The 19,792-nt window shown below is 71.7% G+C and carries 20 protein-coding genes, 4 tRNA genes and 2 pseudogenes; 19 read left to right on the top strand and 7 right to left on the bottom strand.

The window, feature by feature from the left end:
* Positions 1-169: 169 nt before the first annotated feature.
* The 4 genes from htpX to J7F03_RS02350 all read left to right on the top strand — a co-directional run bounded on the left by htpX (position 170) and on the right by J7F03_RS02350 (position 3,084).
* Positions 170-1,033, top strand: coding sequence for a zinc metalloprotease HtpX (gene htpX, locus J7F03_RS02365; RefSeq protein WP_214946905.1), 864 nt, complete (start codon positions 170-172; stop codon positions 1,031-1,033).
* The gene (locus J7F03_RS02360) at positions 1,030-1,422 is read left to right on the top strand and encodes a YccF domain-containing protein (RefSeq protein ID WP_214946904.1); all 393 of its coding nucleotides are present in this window, start codon (positions 1,030-1,032) and stop codon (positions 1,420-1,422) included. Before htpX ends, J7F03_RS02360 begins: the two co-directional genes overlap by 4 nt.
* A 61-nt stretch (positions 1,423-1,483) precedes the next feature.
* Positions 1,484-2,491, top strand: coding sequence for a glycosyltransferase family 2 protein (locus tag J7F03_RS02355; RefSeq protein WP_214946903.1), 1,008 nt, complete (start codon positions 1,484-1,486; stop codon positions 2,489-2,491).
* Positions 2,492-2,538: 47 nt separating this feature from the next.
* Positions 2,539-3,084: an SMI1/KNR4 family protein gene (locus J7F03_RS02350; protein ID WP_214946902.1), complete on the top strand. Its 546-nt coding sequence runs from the start codon at positions 2,539-2,541 to the stop codon at positions 3,082-3,084.
* Here J7F03_RS02350 and J7F03_RS02345 read toward each other — a convergent pair.
* The 3 genes and pseudogenes from J7F03_RS02345 to J7F03_RS02335 form a co-directional block, all read right to left on the bottom strand.
* A complete protein-coding gene (locus J7F03_RS02345) occupies positions 3,068-4,303 on the bottom strand; it encodes an APC family permease (RefSeq protein WP_214946901.1) in 1,236 nt (411 codons plus the stop codon). The genes J7F03_RS02350 and J7F03_RS02345 overlap by 17 nt on opposite strands.
* Before the next feature lie 13 nt (positions 4,304-4,316).
* Positions 4,317-5,747: pseudogene (locus J7F03_RS02340) on the bottom strand (SulP family inorganic anion transporter); the annotation flags it as partial.
* A 311-nt stretch (positions 5,748-6,058) separates the two neighbouring features.
* A complete protein-coding gene (locus J7F03_RS02335; protein ID WP_214946900.1) occupies positions 6,059-6,547 on the bottom strand; it encodes a YajQ family cyclic di-GMP-binding protein in 489 nt (162 codons plus the stop codon).
* 198 nt (positions 6,548-6,745) lie between these two features.
* Between J7F03_RS02335 and J7F03_RS02330 the strand changes: the two genes are divergently transcribed.
* The 3 genes from J7F03_RS02330 (at position 6,746) to J7F03_RS02320 (ending at position 7,943) form a co-directional block, all read left to right on the top strand.
* A tRNA-Tyr gene (locus J7F03_RS02330) sits at positions 6,746-6,827 on the top strand.
* A 174-nt stretch (positions 6,828-7,001) separates the two neighbouring features.
* Positions 7,002-7,427 (top strand): hypothetical protein, encoded by a 426-nt coding sequence (locus tag J7F03_RS02325; RefSeq protein ID WP_214946899.1) that lies wholly within the window; start codon positions 7,002-7,004, stop codon positions 7,425-7,427.
* An 81-nt stretch (positions 7,428-7,508) separates the two neighbouring features.
* Entirely contained in the window at positions 7,509-7,943 is a 435-nt protein-coding gene (locus J7F03_RS02320) for a DUF3574 domain-containing protein (protein WP_308378931.1), read from the top strand.
* Positions 7,944-8,030: 87 nt separating this feature from the next.
* On the opposite strand, the gene J7F03_RS02315 is transcribed toward J7F03_RS02320, so the two are convergent.
* Positions 8,031-8,687, bottom strand: coding sequence for an SDR family oxidoreductase (locus J7F03_RS02315; RefSeq protein WP_214946898.1), 657 nt, complete (start codon positions 8,685-8,687; stop codon positions 8,031-8,033).
* A 54-nt stretch (positions 8,688-8,741) separates the two neighbouring features.
* Positions 8,742-10,073: an amidohydrolase family protein gene (locus tag J7F03_RS02310; RefSeq protein WP_214946897.1), complete on the bottom strand. Its 1,332-nt coding sequence runs from the start codon at positions 10,071-10,073 to the stop codon at positions 8,742-8,744.
* Positions 10,074-10,366: 293 nt separating this feature from the next.
* Here J7F03_RS02310 and J7F03_RS02305 point away from each other — a divergent pair.
* The 10 genes and pseudogenes from J7F03_RS02305 to J7F03_RS02260 all read left to right on the top strand — a co-directional run bounded on the left by J7F03_RS02305 (position 10,367) and on the right by J7F03_RS02260 (position 16,597).
* Positions 10,367-10,439: transfer RNA gene (locus J7F03_RS02305), tRNA-Thr, on the top strand.
* Positions 10,440-10,487: 48 nt separating this feature from the next.
* Positions 10,488-10,560 (top strand) — tRNA-Met (locus J7F03_RS02300).
* 88 nt (positions 10,561-10,648) lie between these two features.
* Positions 10,649-10,813 (top strand): 50S ribosomal protein L33, encoded by a 165-nt coding sequence (gene rpmG / locus J7F03_RS02295; protein ID WP_006604855.1) that lies wholly within the window; start codon positions 10,649-10,651, stop codon positions 10,811-10,813.
* A gap of 146 nt (positions 10,814-10,959) precedes the next feature.
* The gene (locus J7F03_RS02290; RefSeq protein WP_214946896.1) at positions 10,960-11,490 is read left to right on the top strand and encodes a MaoC family dehydratase N-terminal domain-containing protein; all 531 of its coding nucleotides are present in this window, start codon (positions 10,960-10,962) and stop codon (positions 11,488-11,490) included.
* A 1-nt stretch (position 11,491) separates the two neighbouring features.
* Complete coding sequence (locus J7F03_RS02285; RefSeq protein WP_214946895.1) at positions 11,492-11,920, top strand: MaoC family dehydratase; 429 nt, start codon at positions 11,492-11,494, stop codon at positions 11,918-11,920.
* Between the two features lie 124 nt (positions 11,921-12,044).
* A pseudogene (locus J7F03_RS02280) lies at positions 12,045-12,599 on the top strand (TetR/AcrR family transcriptional regulator); the annotation flags it as partial.
* 423 nt (positions 12,600-13,022) lie between these two features.
* Positions 13,023-14,513 (top strand): MFS transporter, encoded by a 1,491-nt coding sequence (locus J7F03_RS02275; protein WP_214946993.1) that lies wholly within the window; start codon positions 13,023-13,025, stop codon positions 14,511-14,513.
* 116 nt (positions 14,514-14,629) lie between these two features.
* On the top strand, positions 14,630-15,028 hold the full coding sequence (locus tag J7F03_RS02270; RefSeq protein ID WP_214946894.1) for a DUF3291 domain-containing protein: 399 nt from the start codon (positions 14,630-14,632) through the stop codon (positions 15,026-15,028).
* Between the two features lie 79 nt (positions 15,029-15,107).
* Entirely contained in the window at positions 15,108-16,163 is a 1,056-nt protein-coding gene (locus J7F03_RS02265) for a UDP-N-acetylmuramate dehydrogenase (RefSeq protein ID WP_214946893.1), read from the top strand.
* A 17-nt stretch (positions 16,164-16,180) separates the two neighbouring features.
* Positions 16,181-16,597, top strand: coding sequence for a hypothetical protein (locus J7F03_RS02260; protein WP_214946892.1), 417 nt, complete (start codon positions 16,181-16,183; stop codon positions 16,595-16,597).
* Between the two features lie 14 nt (positions 16,598-16,611).
* On the opposite strand, the gene J7F03_RS02255 is transcribed toward J7F03_RS02260, so the two are convergent.
* Both J7F03_RS02255 and J7F03_RS02250 read right to left on the bottom strand, forming a co-directional pair.
* Positions 16,612-17,631: an adenosine deaminase gene (locus tag J7F03_RS02255; protein ID WP_214946891.1), complete on the bottom strand. Its 1,020-nt coding sequence runs from the start codon at positions 17,629-17,631 to the stop codon at positions 16,612-16,614.
* A 265-nt stretch (positions 17,632-17,896) separates the two neighbouring features.
* A complete protein-coding gene (locus tag J7F03_RS02250; protein WP_214946890.1) occupies positions 17,897-19,123 on the bottom strand; it encodes a pyridoxal phosphate-dependent aminotransferase in 1,227 nt (408 codons plus the stop codon).
* Positions 19,124-19,313: 190 nt separating this feature from the next.
* Between J7F03_RS02250 and J7F03_RS02245 the strand changes: the two genes are divergently transcribed.
* Positions 19,314-19,386: transfer RNA gene (locus J7F03_RS02245), tRNA-Trp, on the top strand.
* Positions 19,387-19,490: 104 nt separating this feature from the next.
* Positions 19,491-19,772 (top strand): preprotein translocase subunit SecE, encoded by a 282-nt coding sequence (secE, locus tag J7F03_RS02240; protein WP_030298162.1) that lies wholly within the window; start codon positions 19,491-19,493, stop codon positions 19,770-19,772.
* Positions 19,773-19,792 lie beyond the last annotated feature (20 nt).

Below are 19,792 nucleotides of genomic sequence, written 5' to 3'. Positions count from 1 at the left end.
GCGGCCGCCCCACGGCCCGGGCCGGCGGGGCGGCGGGGCGGGCGCCCCGCCGGGAACCTGCCGTCCTCACCTGGCGTTGACCAGGAAGGGAGGGTCCACTGGACCGTAGGCCCCTCAGATCCACACACCCTGGACGGGTCCCCCTGCCGCACCACTTGGAGGGCGTACCGTGCACCGCCGGCACAACGGGCTGAAGACCGCCGTACTCCTCGGCGGTCTGTCGGCCCTCATCATCCTCATCGGAAGCCTCTTCGGCCGGGGCGGCCTGATCGTCGCCGTCCTCGTCGCCCTGGGAACCAACGCGTACGCGTACTGGAACAGCGACAAGCTGGCTCTACGCGCGATGCGCGCCCGCCCCGTCAGCGAGTTCGAGGCACCCGAGCTCTACCGCATGGTGCGCGAGCTCTCCACGTCCGCACGCCAGCCCATGCCACGGCTCTACATCTCACCGACCGAGGCCCCCAACGCCTTCGCCACCGGCCGCAACCCGCGCAACGCCGCCGTCTGCTGCACCGAGGGCATCCTGCGGATACTCGACGAGCGGGAGCTGCGCGGGGTCATCGGCCACGAGCTGAGCCACGTCTACAACCGCGACATCCTCATCTCGTCGGTCGCCGGAGCCCTCGCATCCGTGATCATGTTCCTGGTGAACTTCGCCTGGCTGATCCCGATCGGCCGCTCCAACGACGACGAGGGCCCCGGCCTCTTCGGCATGCTGCTGATCATGATCCTGGGCCCGCTGGCGGCCTCCGTGATCCAGCTCGCCATCAGCCGCTCGCGGGAGTACGAGGCGGACGCCTCCGGGGCCCAGCTCACCGGTGACCCGCTCGCCCTCGCGAGCGCCCTGCGCAAGCTGGACGCCGGCACCAAACAGCTTCCACTGCCGCCCGAGCCCCGATTGGAGACGGCGAGCCACATGATGATCGCCAACCCCTTCCGTCCCGGCGAGGGACTGTCCAAGATGTTCTCCACGCACCCCCCGATGGCCGAGCGCATCGCCCGGCTCGAACAGATGGCAGGACGCAGTCAGTGAAGACCATCCTCAACCTCATTTGGCTCGTGCTCAGCGGGATCTGGCTGTTCCTGGGCTACTGCCTGGCCGGTGTGATCCTGTGCATCACCATCATCGGGATCCCCTTCGGCATAGCCGCCTTCCGGATCGCCGTCTACGCCCTGTGGCCCTTCGGCTACACCACCGTCGAGCGGCATGACGCGGGCGCCGGGTCCTGCGTGGGCAACGTGCTGTGGCTGGTCCTCGCGGGCTGGTGGCTGGCCCTCGGCCACATCGTCACGGGCATCGCGCTGTGCCTCACGATCATCGGCATCCCGTTCGGCATCGCCAACTTCAAGATGGTCCCGCTCTCCCTGCTCCCGCTGGGCCGCGAGATCGTCCCGACGGACGCGCCGTTCGCCTCGCGCTAAGGTGCCGGGCCGCGGCCGAGCGCCGCGCACAGCGGCACGAGCGACGGGCAGGGAAGAACCGATGCCGACCGATCCCTCCACGACCCCGCAGGCCGCGACCCCGCAGGCGGCTTCCCCCTCGGCCACGATCCTCTCGGTCGTCGTGCCGATGTACAACGAGGAGGCCGTGCTCCCGGCCCTCGTGGCCAGGCTGCGTCCCGCGCTCGACGGCATGGCCGTCGGCTACGAGGTCGTCGCCGTCGACGACGGCAGCCAGGACCGCACCGCGGAGCTGCTGACCGGGTTCAGGGCCGAGTGGCCCGAGCTGCGGACCGTGCGGCTGCGTGGGAACTCCGGCCACCAGGCCGCCCTCACCGCCGGCCTGCACGGCGCGGTGGGGGCCTACGTCGCCAGTATCGACGCGGACCTCCAGGACCCGCCGGAGAAGATCCCGGAGATGCTCGCCCTGGCCCGCACGGAGGGCCTCGACATCGTGTACGGGGTCCGGGACGACCGGAGCACCGACACCGCCTTCAAGCGGCGCACGGCCGGCGCGTACTACTGGCTGGTGCGCCGCCTGGTCGGCAAACAGGTGCCCGCGCAGGCGGGCGACTTCCGGCTGCTGAGCCGCGCGGCGGTCGAGGCGGTCAAGTCCATGCCCGACCAGCACCAGGTGTACCGCCTGCTCGTGCCCTGGCTCGGCTTCCCGAGCGGCCAGGTCTCCTACCGCCGCGAGGAGCGGGTGGCGGGCGAGACCAAATACCCGCTGAACAGGATGATCCGGCTCGGCGTCGACAGCATCGTCAACTTCTCCGCCGCGCCGCTGCGCCTGGCGACCTGGCTGGGCGTGGCCAGCTTCTTCGGCTGCCTGCTGATGGTGGCCGCCACCCTCGTGGTCTACCTGGCGGGCAAGACCGTGCCCGGCTGGACCTCGCTGTTCATCGTGATGCTGTTCCTCGGCGGGGTGCAGCTGATCTGCGTCGGCCTGCTCGGCGAGTACATCGGCCGCATCTACACGGCCGTGCAGCGCCGCCCCACCTTCTTCGTCGGGTACGACTCCGCGCGCGGGACGGAGCGGGAGGGCGACTGAAATCGCAGGTCAGGGCGATTGTCAGTGGGGGATGTCACTGTGAGTGCATGGATGACACCGAGCAGTTGCTGAAGCAAGTCGCCGGACGCGCGCGCAGCTCCCCCCAGGAGCGGTACCGGGCGTCGGGGACGTCGACCGCACCCCTTCCGGCTCCCCTCGACACCGAGGGTCCGCGCCGGGCCGAGGCCGTACTGGGCTTCGCCCTGCCCCCGCTCCTCGCGGCGCTCTACACCCGCGTCGCGGACGGCGGCTTCGGCCCCGGGCACGGCCTGCTGCCGCTGGAGCGAGCCGTCGGCGAGTACGCCTCGATGCGCGGGTCGGCGTGGCGGTGGCCCGAGGGGGTGCTGCCGATAGCCGACTTCGGCTGCGCCATGCGGGCTTGCGTGGACTGCCGCTCCGATTCCGCCCAAGTCCTGCTGTTCGAACCGAACTCGGGCGATCCCGGCCTCGCCTGGTTCATCGAATCACCCGGCCTCGCCGACTGGCTGCGGGGCTGGCTCGACGGCACCGCCTGGTTCAGCGAGGAGTCGGGGGCGGGGGAGGAGTGGGACCTGGAGATGACCCCCTGGGCCGAGTTCAGATCCCGCGCGTGAGCCGCCGGCGCAGGCCGTAGGCCGCCGCGCCCAGCGCCAGCACCGCGGCCCCCGTGACCGTCGACGCGGCGGGCAGCGCGCAGGCCAGCACCAGACAGCCGGACAGCCCGGCAGCTGCCACGGCCCGGTCCTTGACACCTGAATCGAGAGTCCACGCGGAGGTGTTCGCGATCGCGTAATAAGCCAGCACGCCGAAGGACGAGAAGCCGATCACGCCCCGCAGATCGGTGGTGGCCGCGACCACCACCACCACCACTCCCACCGCCAGCTCGGCGCGGTGCGGCACCTGATGCCGGGGATGTACGGCGGCCAGCGCGCGCGGGAGATGACCGTCCCGGGCCATCGCCAGCGTCGTCCGCGACACCCCGAGCACGAGGGCCAGCAGCGAGCCCAGCGCCGCCAGAGCCGCACCCACCCGCACGACGGGAGTCAGTCCGGACCACCCGGCCGCGCGCACGGCGTCGGCCAGCGGCGCCGCCGAGCGCTCCAGACCGTCGCTGCCGAGCACCGACAGTGCCGCGACCGCGACCGCGGCGTACACGAGCAGGGCGATCCCCAGGGCGAGGGGCACCGCCCGCGGGATCGTGCGCTCCGGATCCCGGACCTCCTCGCCCAAGGTCGTGATCCGGGCATAGCCCGCGAAGGCGAAGAACAGCAGCCCGGCGCCCTGGAGCAGGCCGGCGGCGCCCCAGTCCGCGCTGCCGAGACGGTCCGCGTCGGCCGCGCCGGAGGACAGACAGGCCACGACGACCCCGGCCAGCACGGCCAGTACCGCCGCCACGATCACCCGGGCGATCCGGGCGGACTTCTGCACCCCGCCGTAGCTCGCGGCGGTCAGCGCCACCACCGCCGCCACGGCCACCGCGCGCTGCTGCCCGGGCCACACGTACGCCCCGACGGTGAGCGCCATCGCCGCGCAGGAGGCGGTCTTGCCGACGACGAAGCCCCAGCCGGCCAGATACCCCCAGAAGGGCCCGAGCCGCTCGCGCCCGTACACGTAGGTGCCGCCCGAGGACGGGTACCGGGCGGCCAGCCGCGCCGAGGAGTGCGCGTTGCAGTAGGCCACCAGAGCCGCCAGCGCGAGCGCCGCGAGGAGCGCTCCGCCGGCCGCGCCGGCCGCCGGGGCGAGCGCGGCGAAGATCCCGGCCCCGACCATCGCTCCGAGCCCGACGACGACCGCGTCGAAGACTCCCAGGGTGCGCTTCAGCTCGTTGTCCACGGCCGGAGGGTAGACCGCCTAAGATGACGCCTTCGCGGCCGGGGAGCGGCGCGCGGGCCTGCTCCCAGCCGTCGAGCGCCGTCAGGCAGGCGTGGTCGAGGTGGCGCAGCCCGCTCAAGTCGAGCCGTACGGCGCTCCCGTGCGGCAGCGCGTCCAGCTCGTCGAGGAGTTTGGGCAGCCGCAGGAAGCTGGCGTTGCCCAGGATCCGGACGCGCAGCTCCTCGCCCTCCCACACCTGCTCGACGTGCACGTGGGAGGTCTCCCACGCCGCCTTGGCGATGGCGATCCCCAGCCCGACGAGCACGCCCTCGAAGAAGTTCGTGGCCACGATCGCGGAGGCCGTCGCCACCAGCACCACCGCCTCGCCCCGGTGCGTGCGCCACAGGGCGGCCACCGCCCGGGCCGGCAGCAGCTTCCAGCCGGCGTGCAGCAGCACCCCGGCGAGCGCGGCGAGGGGGACCGCCTCCAGCAGCCCCGGGACCGCCACGGCGAACAGCAGCAGCCAGCCGCCGTGCAGGACACGGGCCGCCCGGGTGCCCGCCCCGGCCTCGACGTTGGCGGCGCTGCGGACGATGACGGCGGTCATCGGCAGCGCGCCGAGCAGCCCGCACAGGGTGTTCCCGAAGCCCTGTGCGACCAGTTCGCGGTCGTAGTCGGTCGGGGCCCCGTCGTGCATCCGGTCCACGGCGGCCGCGCTGAACAGCGTCTCGGCGGAGGCGATCAGCGCGAGCGCGACCACGGTTCCGAGCGCCCCGACGGAGGCCAGAACCCCGAAGTCCCCCCAGCCGGGCGGCGTCACGGCCTGCAGGACGCCCGTCACCCGGACCCGCTCCACGGGCAGCCGCAGCACCATCGCCGCCGCGGTCGCGGCGACCACCCCGACGAGCGCCCCCGGCACCAGCCGCAGCCGGTCCGGCATCCGGCGCCAGAGCACCAGGACGGCGACGGTCCCCGCCCCGAGCACCACGGCGGTCCAGTCGGCCCGCCCGCCGAGTTCGACGGACCCGGCCAGCTTCTCCAAGGTCCTCGTGGGACCCCGCACACCGGCCACGGCGTACAACTGGCCGGCGATCAGCACGAGTCCGATCCCCGCCAGCATCCCGTGCACGACGGCCACGGAGATCGCCCGGAACCACCGTCCGAGCCGCAGCGCGCCCATGCCCAGCTGGACCAGGCCGGCGGCGAGGACCAGTACGCCGAGCGCGGGCAGCCCGTACGTCCGCACGGCCTCGTAGACGAGCACGGTGAGCCCGGCGGCCGGCCCGCTCACCTGGAGCGAACTGCCCGGGAACCACCCGGTGACCAGCCCGCCCACCACTCCGGTGACGATCCCCAGCTCGGCCGGCACGCCGGAGGCGACGGCCACCCCGGCACAGAGCGGTAGCGCCACCAGGGCGACGACGACGGACGCCCCGAAGTCCTCGCGAAACGTGCCGGCCCCCAGGCATGCGGGAACCCCCCTGTCACTGCGGTCATGAACACCCTCAGCGTGGTGGGCGCACCGCGCGTCACCCAAGTGCCCACGGGAAGCGCCACAGGCGCGCACGCCTCTCACGCCCGGCACATGCCACCGGGGCGCCGGGCGCCGGGCGCCCGCCCCGACCGAACGGCGCGGTCGCCAACGTCCGGCGCGGCGGCGTGCAGTGGGAGGAGACCCAGGGGGAACGCCAAGGGGGCACCCGTCGAGGTGGTCCTCGGCGATGTGCCCCCGTCGTTCCCGGCGTCACCCGCGTGCGCGCGGGTCAGGGATCTTGATCAGCGGTAGTTCACGAACTGGATCGCGAAGTCCAGGTCCTTGCCCTTGAGGAGGGTCTGGACGGTCTGGAGGTCGTCGCGGCTCTTGGAGCTGACGCGCAGCTCCTCGCCCTGGACCTGGGCCTTGACGGCCTTGGGGCCCTCGTCCCGGATGATCTTCGCGACCTTCTTGGCGTTCTCCTGGGAGATGCCTTCCTCGATCGTGGCGAAGATCTTGTACTCCTTGCCGGACAGCTGCGGCTCACCGGCGTCGAGCGCCTTGAGGGAGATCCCGCGCTTGACCAGCTTGGTCTCGAAGACGTCGAGGACGGCCTTGACGCGCTCCTCGGAGTTCGCCTCCATCAGGATCTTCTCGCCCGACCAGGCGATCGTGGCGCCGGTGCCCTTGAAGTCGTAGCGCTGCGAGAGCTCCTTGGCGGCCTGGTTGAGGGCGTTGTCGACCTCCTGCCGCTCGACCTTCGAGACGATGTCGAAACTGGAGTCGGCCATGTGCTGTGGCTCCTTGAAGTCGGTTGTGATCGCCCCGGAGGGCGCGGCCGGACATCCCCGGCCCGCTCCCCAAAGCCTAGCCACCGCGCCCGCGTGCGGCGCTGATCAATCCGGTGGCGAAGCACCCCCGGCCATCGGGTATTGTTTACGTCGTTGCCACGGAGCGCCGCCGAAAGGCGGAAAGATGGCAGCGATCATGGCGGTGTGCCCGAGTGGCCAAAGGGAGCAGACTGTAAATCTGCCGGCTCAGCCTACCCAGGTTCGAACCCTGGCGCCGCCACGCGAGTGAGACCCCTGTTCATTGCGGAAACGCAGTGAACGGGGGTTTTCTCGTATGCCGCGTACGCCTCGTGCCGCGTACGCCTCGCAGGGCAGCGAGTGGAAAACCCGTGTGCGTCGGCGGGTCCGGAGGGGCATGCTGACCGCATGATCAGCATCAGCGGCCGAAAGGGCCATGGCGCGTAAGGCGCCCTCGCAGGTCAGGTCGGACCTGCCACGCCGGACGTCCCGAAAGGTCGCCCGAGCCGTCGTCCCGGGTGTCTCCTCCCGCACCCTCGCGGAGATCTCCCGCATCGAGCACCGCCGGTCCGAGCTGGGTGCGGCCTATCGGGCGCTGTCCACTTGGCGCGCGATGGTGTACCGGCGCGGCCCGTGGGTGATCTACCCGAGCTGGTACCGCGACTGCCCCTGCTGCGAACCCGACGGCGGGGACGACCGGGAGATCCTGGAAGCCTTCTGCCACCTGCTGACCCGCCGCGCCGCGCGGGAGCTGCGGGCCGTGCTCGCACCGCTCGACGCGCGGTTCCTCGCCCGCACGCTGGCCGATCCGTACGCCCCGGCGGGGGACCCGTGGTGGCGGCGCAGGATGGAAACGGCCTGAGGGGCCGGGCGGCGTGGACGCGGCGTGACCCCATCGGGCGGCTCCCGCGTGCCGATGAGGGCGCCCGGTCGTTCATCGGGGGTGAAATTTACTTCTGAGACGCGCGGAAAGGTCGGCGGCGGGGTACTCCTCGCCCTGCTCGGCGCCGGGATCCCGGCCTTGGTCGGGGCGGCGCTGCACCCCCATGTGGGGGAGCCCTACCAAGAGACCCGGCTCTACTTCGGCACCGAGCGACCGGGCCTGCCGCCGGTCGGGGAGCGGGAGTTCATGGGCTTCCTCGACCGGGAGATCACCCCCGCCTTCCCCGAGGGACTCACCCTCCAGGACGGGCGCGGACAGTGGCGGCGGGACGGGAAGGTCATCCGCGAGATCTCGTACGAGGTGGTGCTGCTCTACCCGGAGAAGGAGGCCGACGAGCGTGGAGCGCGCGTCGAGCGGATCCGGCGGGCGTACGAGGAGCGCTTCCAACAGGATTCGGTCGGACGGTCCGACGACCAGGTGACCGCCGAGTTCTGAGCCCCGGTTCCGGGGCCCCCGGATCTGGGCCCCGGATCTGGGCCCCGGGTTCCGACCGCGGGCTGCAGGCCGCCGCCTGGTGGGCGGTCAGTTGCCCGCCACGTCCTTGACCGCCACCGGGACCGGCGTCGAGCCGGAGATCAGCTCCAGGGTGAGGCCCGCCGTCGCGGGCGTCTCGATCAGCTCGGCGAGAACCGCCGCCACGTCGTCGCGCGGGACCGGCCCGCGGCCCGCCCGCGCCTCCAGACGGACCAGGCCGGTACCCGCGTCGTCGAGCAGCGAGCCGGGGCGCAGGACCGTCCACTCCAGGCCCAGGCGGGTGCGGACGTGGTCGTCGGCCTCGCCCTTGGCGCGGAGGTAGGCGTCGAAGACCTCGTCGCCCTCGTGGCGCGAGTCCGCGCCCATCGAAGAGACCATCAGGAAGCGGCGTACACGGGCCCGTTCGGCCGCGTCCGCGAAGAGCACCGCCGCGCCCCGGTCCACCGTGTCCTTGCGCCCGACACCGCTGCCGGGACCCGCGCCCGCCGCGAACACCGCGACGTCCGCGCCCTGCAGGATGCCCGCCACGTGCTCGACCGACGCCGACTCCAGGTCGCACAGCACCGGTTCGGCGCCCGCCTCCCTGAGGTCGTCGCCCTGTCCCGGATCGCGGATGATGCCCGCGACCTCGTACCCGCGCGCGGCGAGCAGGCGCTCCAGCCGCAGCGCGATCTGACCGTGTCCACCCGCGATGACGATGCGCATGTCCCGACCGTACGACGAGCTGGGCGAGCGCGCCCGCGAACGTACGGCGAACTCTCAGTTGCCGGGCTCCGTACGGCCCTGCCGGGGCAGGTCCAGGGCCACGGCGACGGCGGAGTCGCAGTACTCCCGTACGGCACTCGTACGGGCTACCACCCGCCCGCGGTGGATCACGATCCGGCTGTACGCCAGGGACAGCACGCTCGCGATCCGGTCCCCGCGCACGGCGAGCAGCTCCGCCGGGAAGCCGGCCTCCACCCGCACCTCGGGCAGGCCCATCGCCTCGCGGGCGGCGGCGCTGACCGAGTGGTAGGCCTCGGTGGCGCGCAGCCCGCCCTGGGAGGCCAGGAGGTACGCGGCTTCGAGCGGGTCGCCGCGCCCCACCGGATTGCCCGCGTCCCGCAGGGCCCCGCTGCCGGCCGCGACCCGGACCCCGGCGGCCCGCAGCAGCCGTACGGGGGCGGTGCGCAGGCCGCGGCGTTCCAGGGCCGCGCAGTCGCCCTGGGGGAGGCAGGTCACCCGTACGCCTTCCGCCGCCAGCTGGTCGGCGGCCCGGCTCGCCACGTCCAGCGGGAGCCGGGACAAACCGCCGCAGGGGCCGATGGAGACGCCGGGGCGCAGCCCGCCGGCCATGGCCGCGAGCCGGGACAGGCGGGCGGGGTCATCGCCGTCGGTGTGCAGGTCGACGGGGCAGCCGTGCTCGGCGGCGAGTTCCAGCACGGCTTCGAGGAAGCCCGTCGGGTCGGGGTCGAGGTCGGGGCAGCCGCCGATGACGGAGGCGCCCATCTTCACGGCGTCCCGCAGCATGGCGAGCCCGTCCGCGCCGGCCACCCCGGTCAGCAGCCGGGGGACGGCGACGGCGGTGAGGTCGGTGAGCCCGCGCAGGGAGCGGCGGGCCTGGAGCACCGCCTCCAGGGGGCCGAGGCCGTGCACGTCGCCGATGCGCACGTGGGACCGTACGGCCGTGGCGCCGTGGCCGAGCTGGAGCAGGGCGGCCTCGGTGGCCCGGCGCTGCACCTCGTCGGGGGTGTAGGAGACGGGCCCCTCGCTGTCGGCGGTCAGCGCGGTGTCCCCGTGGGAGTGGGGCTCGGCGGGGGCGGGGAGCAGGAGGTAGCCGCCGAGGTCGACGCGGGAGGCCGCGGGGGCGGGCAGGCTGCCGGCCGTGCCGACGGCCTGGATCCGGCCGCCGCCGAGGCGGACGTCGACGGTGCGGCCGTCGGTGAGGCGGGCGCCGGTGAGGAGGAGGGTGGCGGATTCCGCGGCCACGGGCCCGGGGTTCCCGGGGGCGCCGCCGGGGGAGGTGCCGTGCGGGTGGCCGTGTGAGTGCCCGCCGCCGGCCGGGCGGTTGCGCGGGGAGTGGGACGGCGGCTGCGGCTGGCTGTCGGACATCGCGCTCCTGCGGTGGCTCGGGCGGTTCCTGGGCCTTGGCCGCGGCCCGCGGCCCAAGATCACGCAGCGTGCTCAGAGCCTAGGGGGCAGGGGTGCTCGCTTCACGGAAGAGGCCAATAGTCGTACCGGTGCGTCTGAGTGGACCGCGATGTGACACCTGACACTTTCCGGGGTGAAAGGCGCCCGGAGAGGCGTTCCGGGATGATCGGGAAACGCGGCGGCGCCGCTCCGAGCCCAGGCCCCGCAAAGGATTTGGGCGATCGGTGGACGAGCGTGTAATGTCTTCCTCGCTCGCCCCAATAGCTCAGTCGGTAGAGCGTCTCCATGGTAAGGAGAAGGTCTGCGGTTCGATTCCGCATTGGGGCTCTGGTGAGAGAGGTTCCCCACCCTCGGGTGGGGAACGGATCTCATCAAAGCGGCGTAGCTCAGTCGGTAGAGCAAGCGGCTCATAATCGCTGTGTCACCGGTTCAAGTCCGGTCGCCGCTACACACAGTAGCCGATTGCGGGGTCGGTCTCCCGGTCGGCTACTCTTGTATGCGTTCATCCGTCCCAATTTCCGTCAAGGAGCACTCACGTGGCTGCCACCGACGTCCGCCCGAAGATCACGCTGGCCTGCGTGGAGTGCAAGGAGCGGAACTACATCACCAAGAAGAACCGGCGTAACGACCCGGACCGTCTTGAGATGAAGAAGCACTGCCCGCGTTGCAACTCGCACACCGCGCACCGCGAGACCCGCTGACAACTGGCGAAGTCTCGTACAACAGGCACCGTCATGAGGTCGTCCCCGTCATTGGGGGGCGGCCTTGTGTCGTTTCAGCAGGTCGTTCCAACAAGCCGTCCAACAGGCCGTTCCATCAGGTCGTTTCAACAGGGAGGTAGGGAGCCATGGCGCTCGACCAGTCCTTCGTGGGGCGGAGCTACCCGCCCACCGATCCGTACGAGGTCGGCCGGGAGAAGATCCGCGAATTCGCGGTTGCGGTGGGTGACGCCAATCCCGTCTACACCGACCCCGACGCCGCCAAGGCCTTCGGTCACCTGGACGTGATCGCTCCCCCGACCTTTGTGTTCGCCATCACTTTCGCGGCGGCCGGCCAGGTCGTCGAGGACCCGCAGTTGGGGCTGGACTACAGCCGCGTCGTGCACGGCGACCAGAAGTTCGCCTACTCGCGGCCCGTCCGGGCCGGTGACCGGCTGACGGTGACGTCGACCATCGAGGCCGTGAAGTCGCTCGCGGGCAACGACATCATCGACATCCGCGGCGAGGTCCACGACGAGACGGGCGAGCACGTGGTGACCGCGTGGACGAAGCTCGTCTCGCGCGCACCGGCGCCCGCGGCCGAGCCCGCGGCCGAGCCCGCGGCCGAGCCCGAGCCCGAGTCCGCGTCCGCCGCCGCTTCCGCCCCCGAGGAGGCCTGAGATGGCTGCCCAGATCCAGTACGACGCGGTCGAGGTCGGCACCGAGCTGCCGGGTGCGTCCTTCCCCGTGACGCGGGCGACGCTGGTCCGGTACGCGGGTGCGTCGGGTGACTTCAACCCGATCCACTGGAACGAGAAGTTCGCCACCGAGGTCGGGCTGCCGGACGTGATCGCGCACGGCATGTTCACCATGGCCGAGGCGGTCCGCGTGGTGACCGACTGGGTGGGCGACCCGGGTGCGGTCGTGGAGTACGGCGTGCGGTTCACGAAGCCGGTCGTCGTCCCGAACGACGAGCGGGGCGCGCTGATCGAGGTCACGGCGAAGGTCGCGGCCAAGCTCGACGACAACCGGGTACGGGTCGACCTGACGGCGATGAGCGCCGGGCAGAAGGTCCTGGGGATGTCGCGCGCGGTGGTCGTCCTCGCGTAGTCCAGTCTTGTGGTCTTTTCATCGGAGGTCCTGATCGGCGGATGAATCCGCTGGTCAGGACCTTTTCGATGGTCGCGGTGAGTAAGGGGTTGCCAAGTTAGTGATTGAGCACTAACTTCGAAGCATGGCAAGGATGAGTGCGGAAGAGCGGCGCGAGAGCGTCATCCGGGCGGCGATGAGCGAGTTCGCCAAGGGTGGGTACTACGGGACCTCCACCGAGGCGATCGCCAAGCGCGTCGGGGTGTCGCAGCCGTACCTGTTCCGGCTCTTCCCGAACAAGCAGGCCATGTTCCTCGCCGCCGCCGCCCGCTGCATGGAGGACATCCGGCTCGTCTTCGAGGAGGCCGCCAAGGGCCACCACGGCGAGGAGGCGGTCCAGGTCATGGGGGCGGCGTACATGCAGCTGATCGCCGAGCAGCCCGACAAGCTGCAGATGCAGCTCCAGACGTACGTGACCGTCGCCGCCGCCGAAGCGGCCGGGGAGCCGGAATTCGGGGAGATGGTGCGGGCCGGCTGGATGGAGCTGTGGGACACCATTCACGTGCCGCTCGGCGCGGACGTGGGGGAGACGACCACGTTCCTGGCCTACGGAATGCTGATCAACACCTTGTCCGCCATGGGCTTCCCGGCCGGGCACCGGGTCTGGGAGGGGTGCTACCCCGGGGTCCAGCCCAAGCCGCGGCCCGAGTCGCAGCAGCCCGAGTCCCAGCCCGAGTCCCAGCCCGAGTCCCAGCCCGAGGCCCAGACCGAGGCCCAGACCGAGGCCCAGACCGAGGCCCAGACCGAGTCTCAGCCCGAGTCTCAGCCCGAGTTCGAGCCCGGGTCCCAGCCCGGGTCGTAGTCCCGGTCGCAGTCGCAGCCGCAGCCGCAATCCGAGTAGTACCCGGGCCGCATCCGGGGAGCGCCGCCCCGGCAGGGGTATGGCGGTGATCCGCACGGCCGCCCGGCCGATCGCGCGTGCCTGTCCGTGCGCCGTCCGGCGGTGCGGAGCTCTGTCCGTGAAAGTTAGTGATCAATAACTAGTTTTGGGGGAAGCGTGCAAGACACCAAGCTTCGCGGGCCTGCGATCTGGGCCCTGGTCATCACAGGCGCCGCCAGCTTCATGGCCGCACTCGACAACCTCGTCGTCACCACCGCGCTCCCCTCCATCCGCGAGGACCTCGGAGGGAAGCTGGAGGACCTGGAGTGGACGGTGAACGCCTACACGCTCACCTTCGCCGTCCTGCTCATGTTCGGCGCGGCCCTCGGTGACCGGTTCGGACGCCGGCGGCTCTTCATCGCCGGGCTCGGCATCTTCACCGCCGCATCGGCCGCGGCAGCCCTGTCGCCCGGCATCGAGGAGCTCATCGCGGCGCGGGCCGTCCAGGGGGTCGGCGCGGCGATCATGATGCCGCTCTCGCTCACCCTGCTGACCGTCGCCGTTCCCGCGGCCCGCCGCGGGATGGCCCTCGGCATCTACGGAGCCCTCACCGGCCTCGCCGTCGCCAGCGGCCCGCTCATCGGCGGCAGCCTGACCGAGCACATCTCCTGGCAGTGGATCTTCTGGCTGAACGTGCCCATCGGGCTCGCGCTGATCCCGCTCGCCCGGCTGCGGCTGGGCGAGTCGACGGCCCCGCAGGCGAAGCTCGACATCCAGGGGACCGTGCTCATCAGCGGCGGGCTCTTCGGGATCGTCTACGGGCTGGTCAACGCCAACGCGCACGGCTGGACCAGCTTCCCCGTCCTGACGGCGCTGATCGCCGGCGTCGCGCTGGTGGGCGGCTTCATCCACCACGGGTTCCGCAACGCCAATCCCGTACTGCCCATGCGGCTCTTCCGTGACCGCGGCTTCTTCGGCATCAACATGGCCAGCCTGCTGATGTTCGTCGGGATGTTCGGCTCGATCTTCCTGCTGAGCCAGTTCCTCCAGGGCGTCCTCGGCTACTCGCCCACCGAAGCCGGGCTGCGCATGCTCCCCTGGACCGGCATGCCCATGATCGCCGCCCCGATCGCCGGGATCCTCTCCGACCGGATAGGCAGCCGCCCCGTCGTCGTCGCCGGGCTGGCGTTCCAGGCCCTCGGCCTCGGCTGGTTCGCCATGATCCTCGCTACGGACGTCTCCTACGCGGCCCAGCTGCCGCCGCTGATCCTCAGCGGCATCGGCATGGGGCTGTTCTTCGCCCCCGCCTCCAACGCCCTCATGTCCACCGTCGCCCCCGCCGACCAGGGCAAGGCCTCCGGCGCCAACAGCGCCCTGCGCGAAGTCGGCGGAGCCCTCGGCGTCGCCGTCCTCGCCTCCGTCTTCTCCTCCCAGGGCGGCTACGAGTCCGCGCACTCCTTCACCGACGGCACCATCCCCGCCATCTGGATCGGCGCCGTGGTCGTCGCCGTGGCGGCCGGGCTGGCACTGCTGCTCCCCGGCCGGGCGAAGGAGCAGGCGCAGGCCGCCCAGGCCTGGGAGCACGAGCAGGCCCACGCGAACCGGGCACACGAGCAGGACCAGGCACACGAGCAGGACCAGGCACACCATCAGGCTCACGAGCAGGCGGACCCGGCGGTGCCCGCGGCCTCCGCCTCCGCCCCCGCTCTGGAGAAGACGGCCGCCGCCGGCTGACCGTCCCGCCGGCGGGGCCAGGGGCCGCGCGGTGCGCGGCCCCTGGAGAACCGCAGCGCGAGAGCAGCACGAAGATCCGTACGACTCGTCGAGAAGTCGAGAAGGAGAAGCCCGTCATGCCCGACATCCCCTGGTCCACGCCCACCCCGGCCGCCCCCGACGCCGAGGTCTACGTCATGGCCTCCCGCTTCGAGACCGAGAGCCTGACCGGAGCCCTGCGGTTCTTCCTGAAGTCGCCCGGCATCATCGGCCAGATCCGCAAGGCCCCCGGCGCGCACGGGGTCGCCCTGCGGGCCCGGGTCTTCAGCCGGACCTTCCTGACCCTGTCCGCCTGGGAGGACCGCGACGCGCTCTACCGCTTCGCGCGCAGCGAGCCGCACCGCTCCAGCTCGAAATCGGCCGCCGCCTACATGAAGGAGTCCGGATTCACCTTCTGGACCGTCCCGGCGAGTGAGCTCCCCATCTCCTGGGCAGAGGCGGAGCGCCGCCTCGCCGAGCAGAAGTCGGGCTACTGAGCCCTCGGACCGGGCTTGTGGTGCGACCGCGGTCCGTGGCCCCGCCTTGTTCGGGGGCACGGACCGTACTCTTGTCCACGTGCAGGAACTCGACGACGCCCCCCTCGCCCCGCTGACCACCTTCCGTCTCGGCGGCCCCGCCGCCCGCCTGGTCACCGCGACCACCGACGACGAGGTGGTCGCCGCCGTGCGCGCCGCGGACGGGAGCGGCACCCCGCTCCTGGTCATCGGCGGCGGCAGCAACCTCGTCATCGGCGACCAGGGCTTCGACGGCACCGCGCTGCGCATCGCGACCACCGGCTTCACGCTCGACGGGACGCGCCTGGAGCTCGCGGCCGGGGAGAACTGGAGCGACGCCGTCGCCCGGGCGGTCGAGGCCGGGCTCGCGGGCATCGAATGCCTCGCCGGGATCCCGGGATCCGCCGGCGCCACGCCGATCCAGAACGTCGGGGCGTACGGCCAGGAGGTCTGCGACACGATCACCGAGGTCGTCGCCTACGACCGAACGCGCCGAGAGACGGTCACCCTGTCGGCCGCCGAATGCGAGTTCTCTTACCGCGACAGCCTCTTCAAACACCAGCCCGAGCGGTACGTCGTCCTGCGCGTCCGCTTCGCCCTGGAGGACGCGGGCGGCCTGTCCGCGCCGGTCAAATACCCCGAGACCGCCCGCGCCCTCGGCGTCGAGGCCGGCGACCGGGTGCCGGCGGCGAAGGCCCGCGAGACCGTCCTGCGGCTGCGCGCCGGCAAGGGCATGGTCCTCGACCCCGCCGACCACGACACCTGGTCGGCCGGCTCCTTCTTCCACAACCCGATCCTGAGCGACGAGGCGTACGCCGCCTTCCTCGCCCGCGCCCAGGACCGGCTCGGCCCCGGCGCCACCCCGCCCGCGTACCCGGCAGGCCACGGCCGTACGAAGACCAGCGCGGCCTGGCTGATCGACAAGGCCGGCTTCGCCAAGGGCTACGGCGACGGCCCCGCCCGCATCTCCACCAAGCACACTCTCGCCCTCACCAACCGCGGCGAGGCCACCACCGAAGACCTCCTCGCCCTCGCCCGCGAGGTCGTCGCGGGGGTCCACGCGGCCTTCGGTGTCACCCTCGTCAACGAGCCGGTGACGGTCGGCGTCAGCATCTGAGGAGTACCGGCCTGCCCATGCTCTGTCCCCTGCACGGGGCCGGTACGGACCCCACCCGGCTGGTGGGACGCACGATCAGAAGGGTCGTCGCGTCCTGGCACATCAGCGACGGCGAACGCTCCGAGGCTCCCCTCGACGTCTGGCTCCTCGACAGCGACGGAGAATCCACCCGGATCACCACCGGGTCCGACGCCTGCCTCATCGTGGAACGCGCCGCGCCGCACGAGCCCTACGACATGGGGGAGTGGGGCCGCATCGAAGTCGGGGAGGACCTCGGCGACCACCCCTTCCTGCGCCACCTCGGCGAGACCGTCGAATCGGTCGCCGAGTACGCGCTGCCCGCGCAGGGCCGCACCCACCTGGAGATCGGCTTCCCGGACGGCGCCCGGGTGCGGGCCGACTGCCACGAGGGCGACCTGCGCCTGACGCGCTGACGCCTCCCCGGCGCCTACGAGGTCAGCCAGTGGTCGATCCCGGCCAGCAGCTTGTCCTGTACGTCGGCGGGCGCGGCCGAACCGCGCACCGACTGGCGGGCCAGCTCGGCGAGCTCCGCGTCCGTGAAGGCGTGGTGGCGGCGGGCGATCTCGTACTGGGCCGCCAGGCGGGACCCGAACAGCAGCGGGTCGTCCGCTCCGAGGGCCATGGGGACCCCGGCATCGAAGAGGGTCCGCAGCGGGACGTCCTCGGGGCGCTCGTAGACCCCGAGGGCGACGTTGGAAGCCGGGCAGACCTCGCAGGTGATCTGCCGATCGGCGAGGCGCTGCAGCAGGCGGGGGTCCTCGGCGGCCCGTACGCCGTGCCCGATGCGGGCGGCGTGCAGATCGTCGAGGCAGTCGCGGACGGAGGAGGGGCCGGTGAGCTCGCCGCCGTGCGGGGCGGCGAGCAGGCCGCCCTCGCGGGCGATGGCGAAGGCCCGGTCGAAGTCCCGGGCCATGCCGCGGCGCTCGTCGTTGGAGAGGCCGAAGCCGACGACGCCCCGGTCGGCGTAGCGGACGGCGAGCCGGGCCAGGGTGCGGGCGTCGAGGGGGTGCTTCATGCGGTTGGCGGCGATGACGACGCGCATGCCGAGGCCGGTCTCGCGGGAGGCGGCGTCGACGGCGTCGAGGATGATCTCGACGGCCGGGATCATCCCGCCGAGGAGCGGGGCGTAGGAGGTGGGATCCACCTGGATCTCCAGCCAGCCGCTGCCGTCGCGTACGTCCTCCTGCGCGGCCTCGCGGACCAGCCGGTGGATGTCCTCGGGTTCGCGCAGGCAGGAGCGGGCGGCGTCGTAGAGCCGCTGGAAGCGGAACCAGCCGCGTTCGTCGGTGGCGCGGAGCTTGGGTGGCTCGCCGCCGGTCAGCGCGTCCGGCAACCGGACGCCGTACTTGTCGGCCAGCTCCAGCAGGGTCGACGGCCGCATCGAACCGGTGAAGTGCAGGTGGAGGTGGGCTTTCGGCAGAAGCGTGAGATCGCGGTCGTGCCCCATCAGACCTCCTAAAGCGGCGAGCCACCGGCTCGGCCGGTGCGTGGTACGTTCTGGCCGTTCCGTGAGGGACCGGTTCGGGCTGGACCGCAACCCTCGGGTTGGAAGCCCCCCACATCAGTGGGGGAGCGGAGTCACTGGGTGATCCTGCCGTATGCATCATCTAATCGGCAGCGGATGTCACCGATCGGGCGTGTACCCGAACGCAGAAACGGCTGGAGCCGCCGCCCTGAACAGGGCGGCGGCTCCAGCCGTTTCTGCGTTCGCCCTAGGCCTTGGCCTCCGCCAGGAGCTTCTGGAGGCGGGAGATGCCCTCGATCAGGTCCTCGTCGCCCAGGGCGTAGGAGAGGCGGAGGTAGCCGGGGGTGCCGAAGGCCTCGCCCGGGACGACCGCGACCTCGGCCTCGTCCAGGATCAGGGCGGCGAGCTCGACGGAGGTCTGCGGGCGCTTGCCGCGGATCTCCTTGCCGAGCACGTCCTTGACCGCCGGGTACACGTAGAACGCGCCCTCGGGGGTCGGGCAGAAGACGCCGTCGATCTCGTTCAGCATCCGCACGATGGTCTGGCGGCGGCGGTCGAAGGCCGTGCGCATCTCGTGGACGGCGTCCAGGTTGCCGGAGACGGCGGCCAGCGCCGCGACCTGGGCCACGTTGGAGACGTTGGAGGTGGCGTGCGACTGGAGGTTGGTCGCGGCCTTGACGACGTCCTTCGGGCCCACGATCCAGCCCACCCGCCAGCCGGTCATCGCGTACGTCTTGGCGACGCCGTTGACGATGATGCACTTGTCGGCCAGCTCGGGAACGATCGCCGGGAGCGAGACGAACTTCGCGTCGCCGTAGACCAGGTGCTCGTAGATCTCGTCGGTCAGGACCCACAGGCCGCGCTCGACGGCCCAGCGGCCGATCGCCTCGGCGTCCGCCTCGGAGTAGACGGCGCCGGTCGGGTTCGACGGGGAGACGAAGAGGACGACCTTCGTGCGCTCGGTGCGGGCCGCTTCGAGCTGCTCGACGGAGACGCGGTAACCGGTGGTCTCGTCGGCGACGACCGCGACCGGGACACCGCCGGCGAGACGGATCGACTCCGGGTAAGTGGTCCAGTAGGGGGCCGGGACGATGACCTCGTCACCCGGGTCCAGGATGGCCGCGAACGCCTCGTAGATCGCCTGCTTGCCGCCGTTGGTCACCAGGACCTGGGACGCGTCGACCTCGTAGCCGGAGTCGCGCAGCGTCTTCGCGGCGATGGCGGCCTTCAGCTCGGGCAGGCCGCCGGCCGGCGTGTAGCGGTGGTACTTCGGGTTGCGGCAGGCCTCGACCGCGGCGTCGACGATGTAGTCCGGGGTCGGGAAGTCGGGCTCACCGGCGCCGAAACCGATCACCGGACGCCCGGCGGCCTTGAGGGCCTTGGCCTTGGCGTCGACGGCGAGGGTGGCGGACTCGGAGATGGCACCGATGCGGGCGGACACGCGGCGCTCGGCGGAAGGCGTTTCAGAGGTCATGCGGCCAATCGTCCCAGACGTCAAAGAAGCGCCGCACGCCGTTTCACTTACCGGACGCGGCGTCTTCGGATGGCGCTGTTCGACGTCAGGGCCCGGACCACGTACACTCAACCGTCGTTGGCCCTCGTCGGCCGCTGCAGAAGTGAGCACACCGTGCACTCGTCTGGATGCGGTAGGTTGGGGCACGCAAAGGGTCGTAGCTCAATTGGTAGAGCACTGGTCTCCAAAACCAGCGGTTGGGGGTTCGAGTCCCTCCGGCCCTGCTCCACACTCCTTCCGGATGTGTGCGCAGGTACGTACTTAGATGCAACGCCGTGCGGCGCAACCGGGCGCGGCAACGGCCACGACCCGGATTCAGGTGAGAGACGTGACGGACGCCCTGGGCTCCATCGACATGCCTGACGCCGAGGATGACACTCGCGAGAAGAAGGCCCGCAAGGGCGGCAAGCGCGGCAAGAAGGGCCCTCTGGGCCGGCTCGCGCTGTTCTACCGCCAGATCGTCGCGGAACTCCGCAAGGTTGTATGGCCCACTCGCAACCAGCTGACGACGTACACCACTGTGGTGATTGTCTTCGTCGTCATCATGATCGGTCTGGTGACCGTGATTGACTATGGATTCCAGGAAGCCATCAAGTTCGTCTTCGGCTGATACCCGCGGAGGGCGGCGCC

It is taken from the genome of Streptomyces sp. ISL-43, assembly GCF_018614195.1.
In the GTDB taxonomy this organism is placed as follows: domain Bacteria; phylum Actinomycetota; class Actinomycetes; order Streptomycetales; family Streptomycetaceae; genus Streptomyces.
The sequence above is the reverse complement of the archived record's forward strand: the minus strand, read 5'-3'. Positions and strand labels throughout refer to the sequence as shown.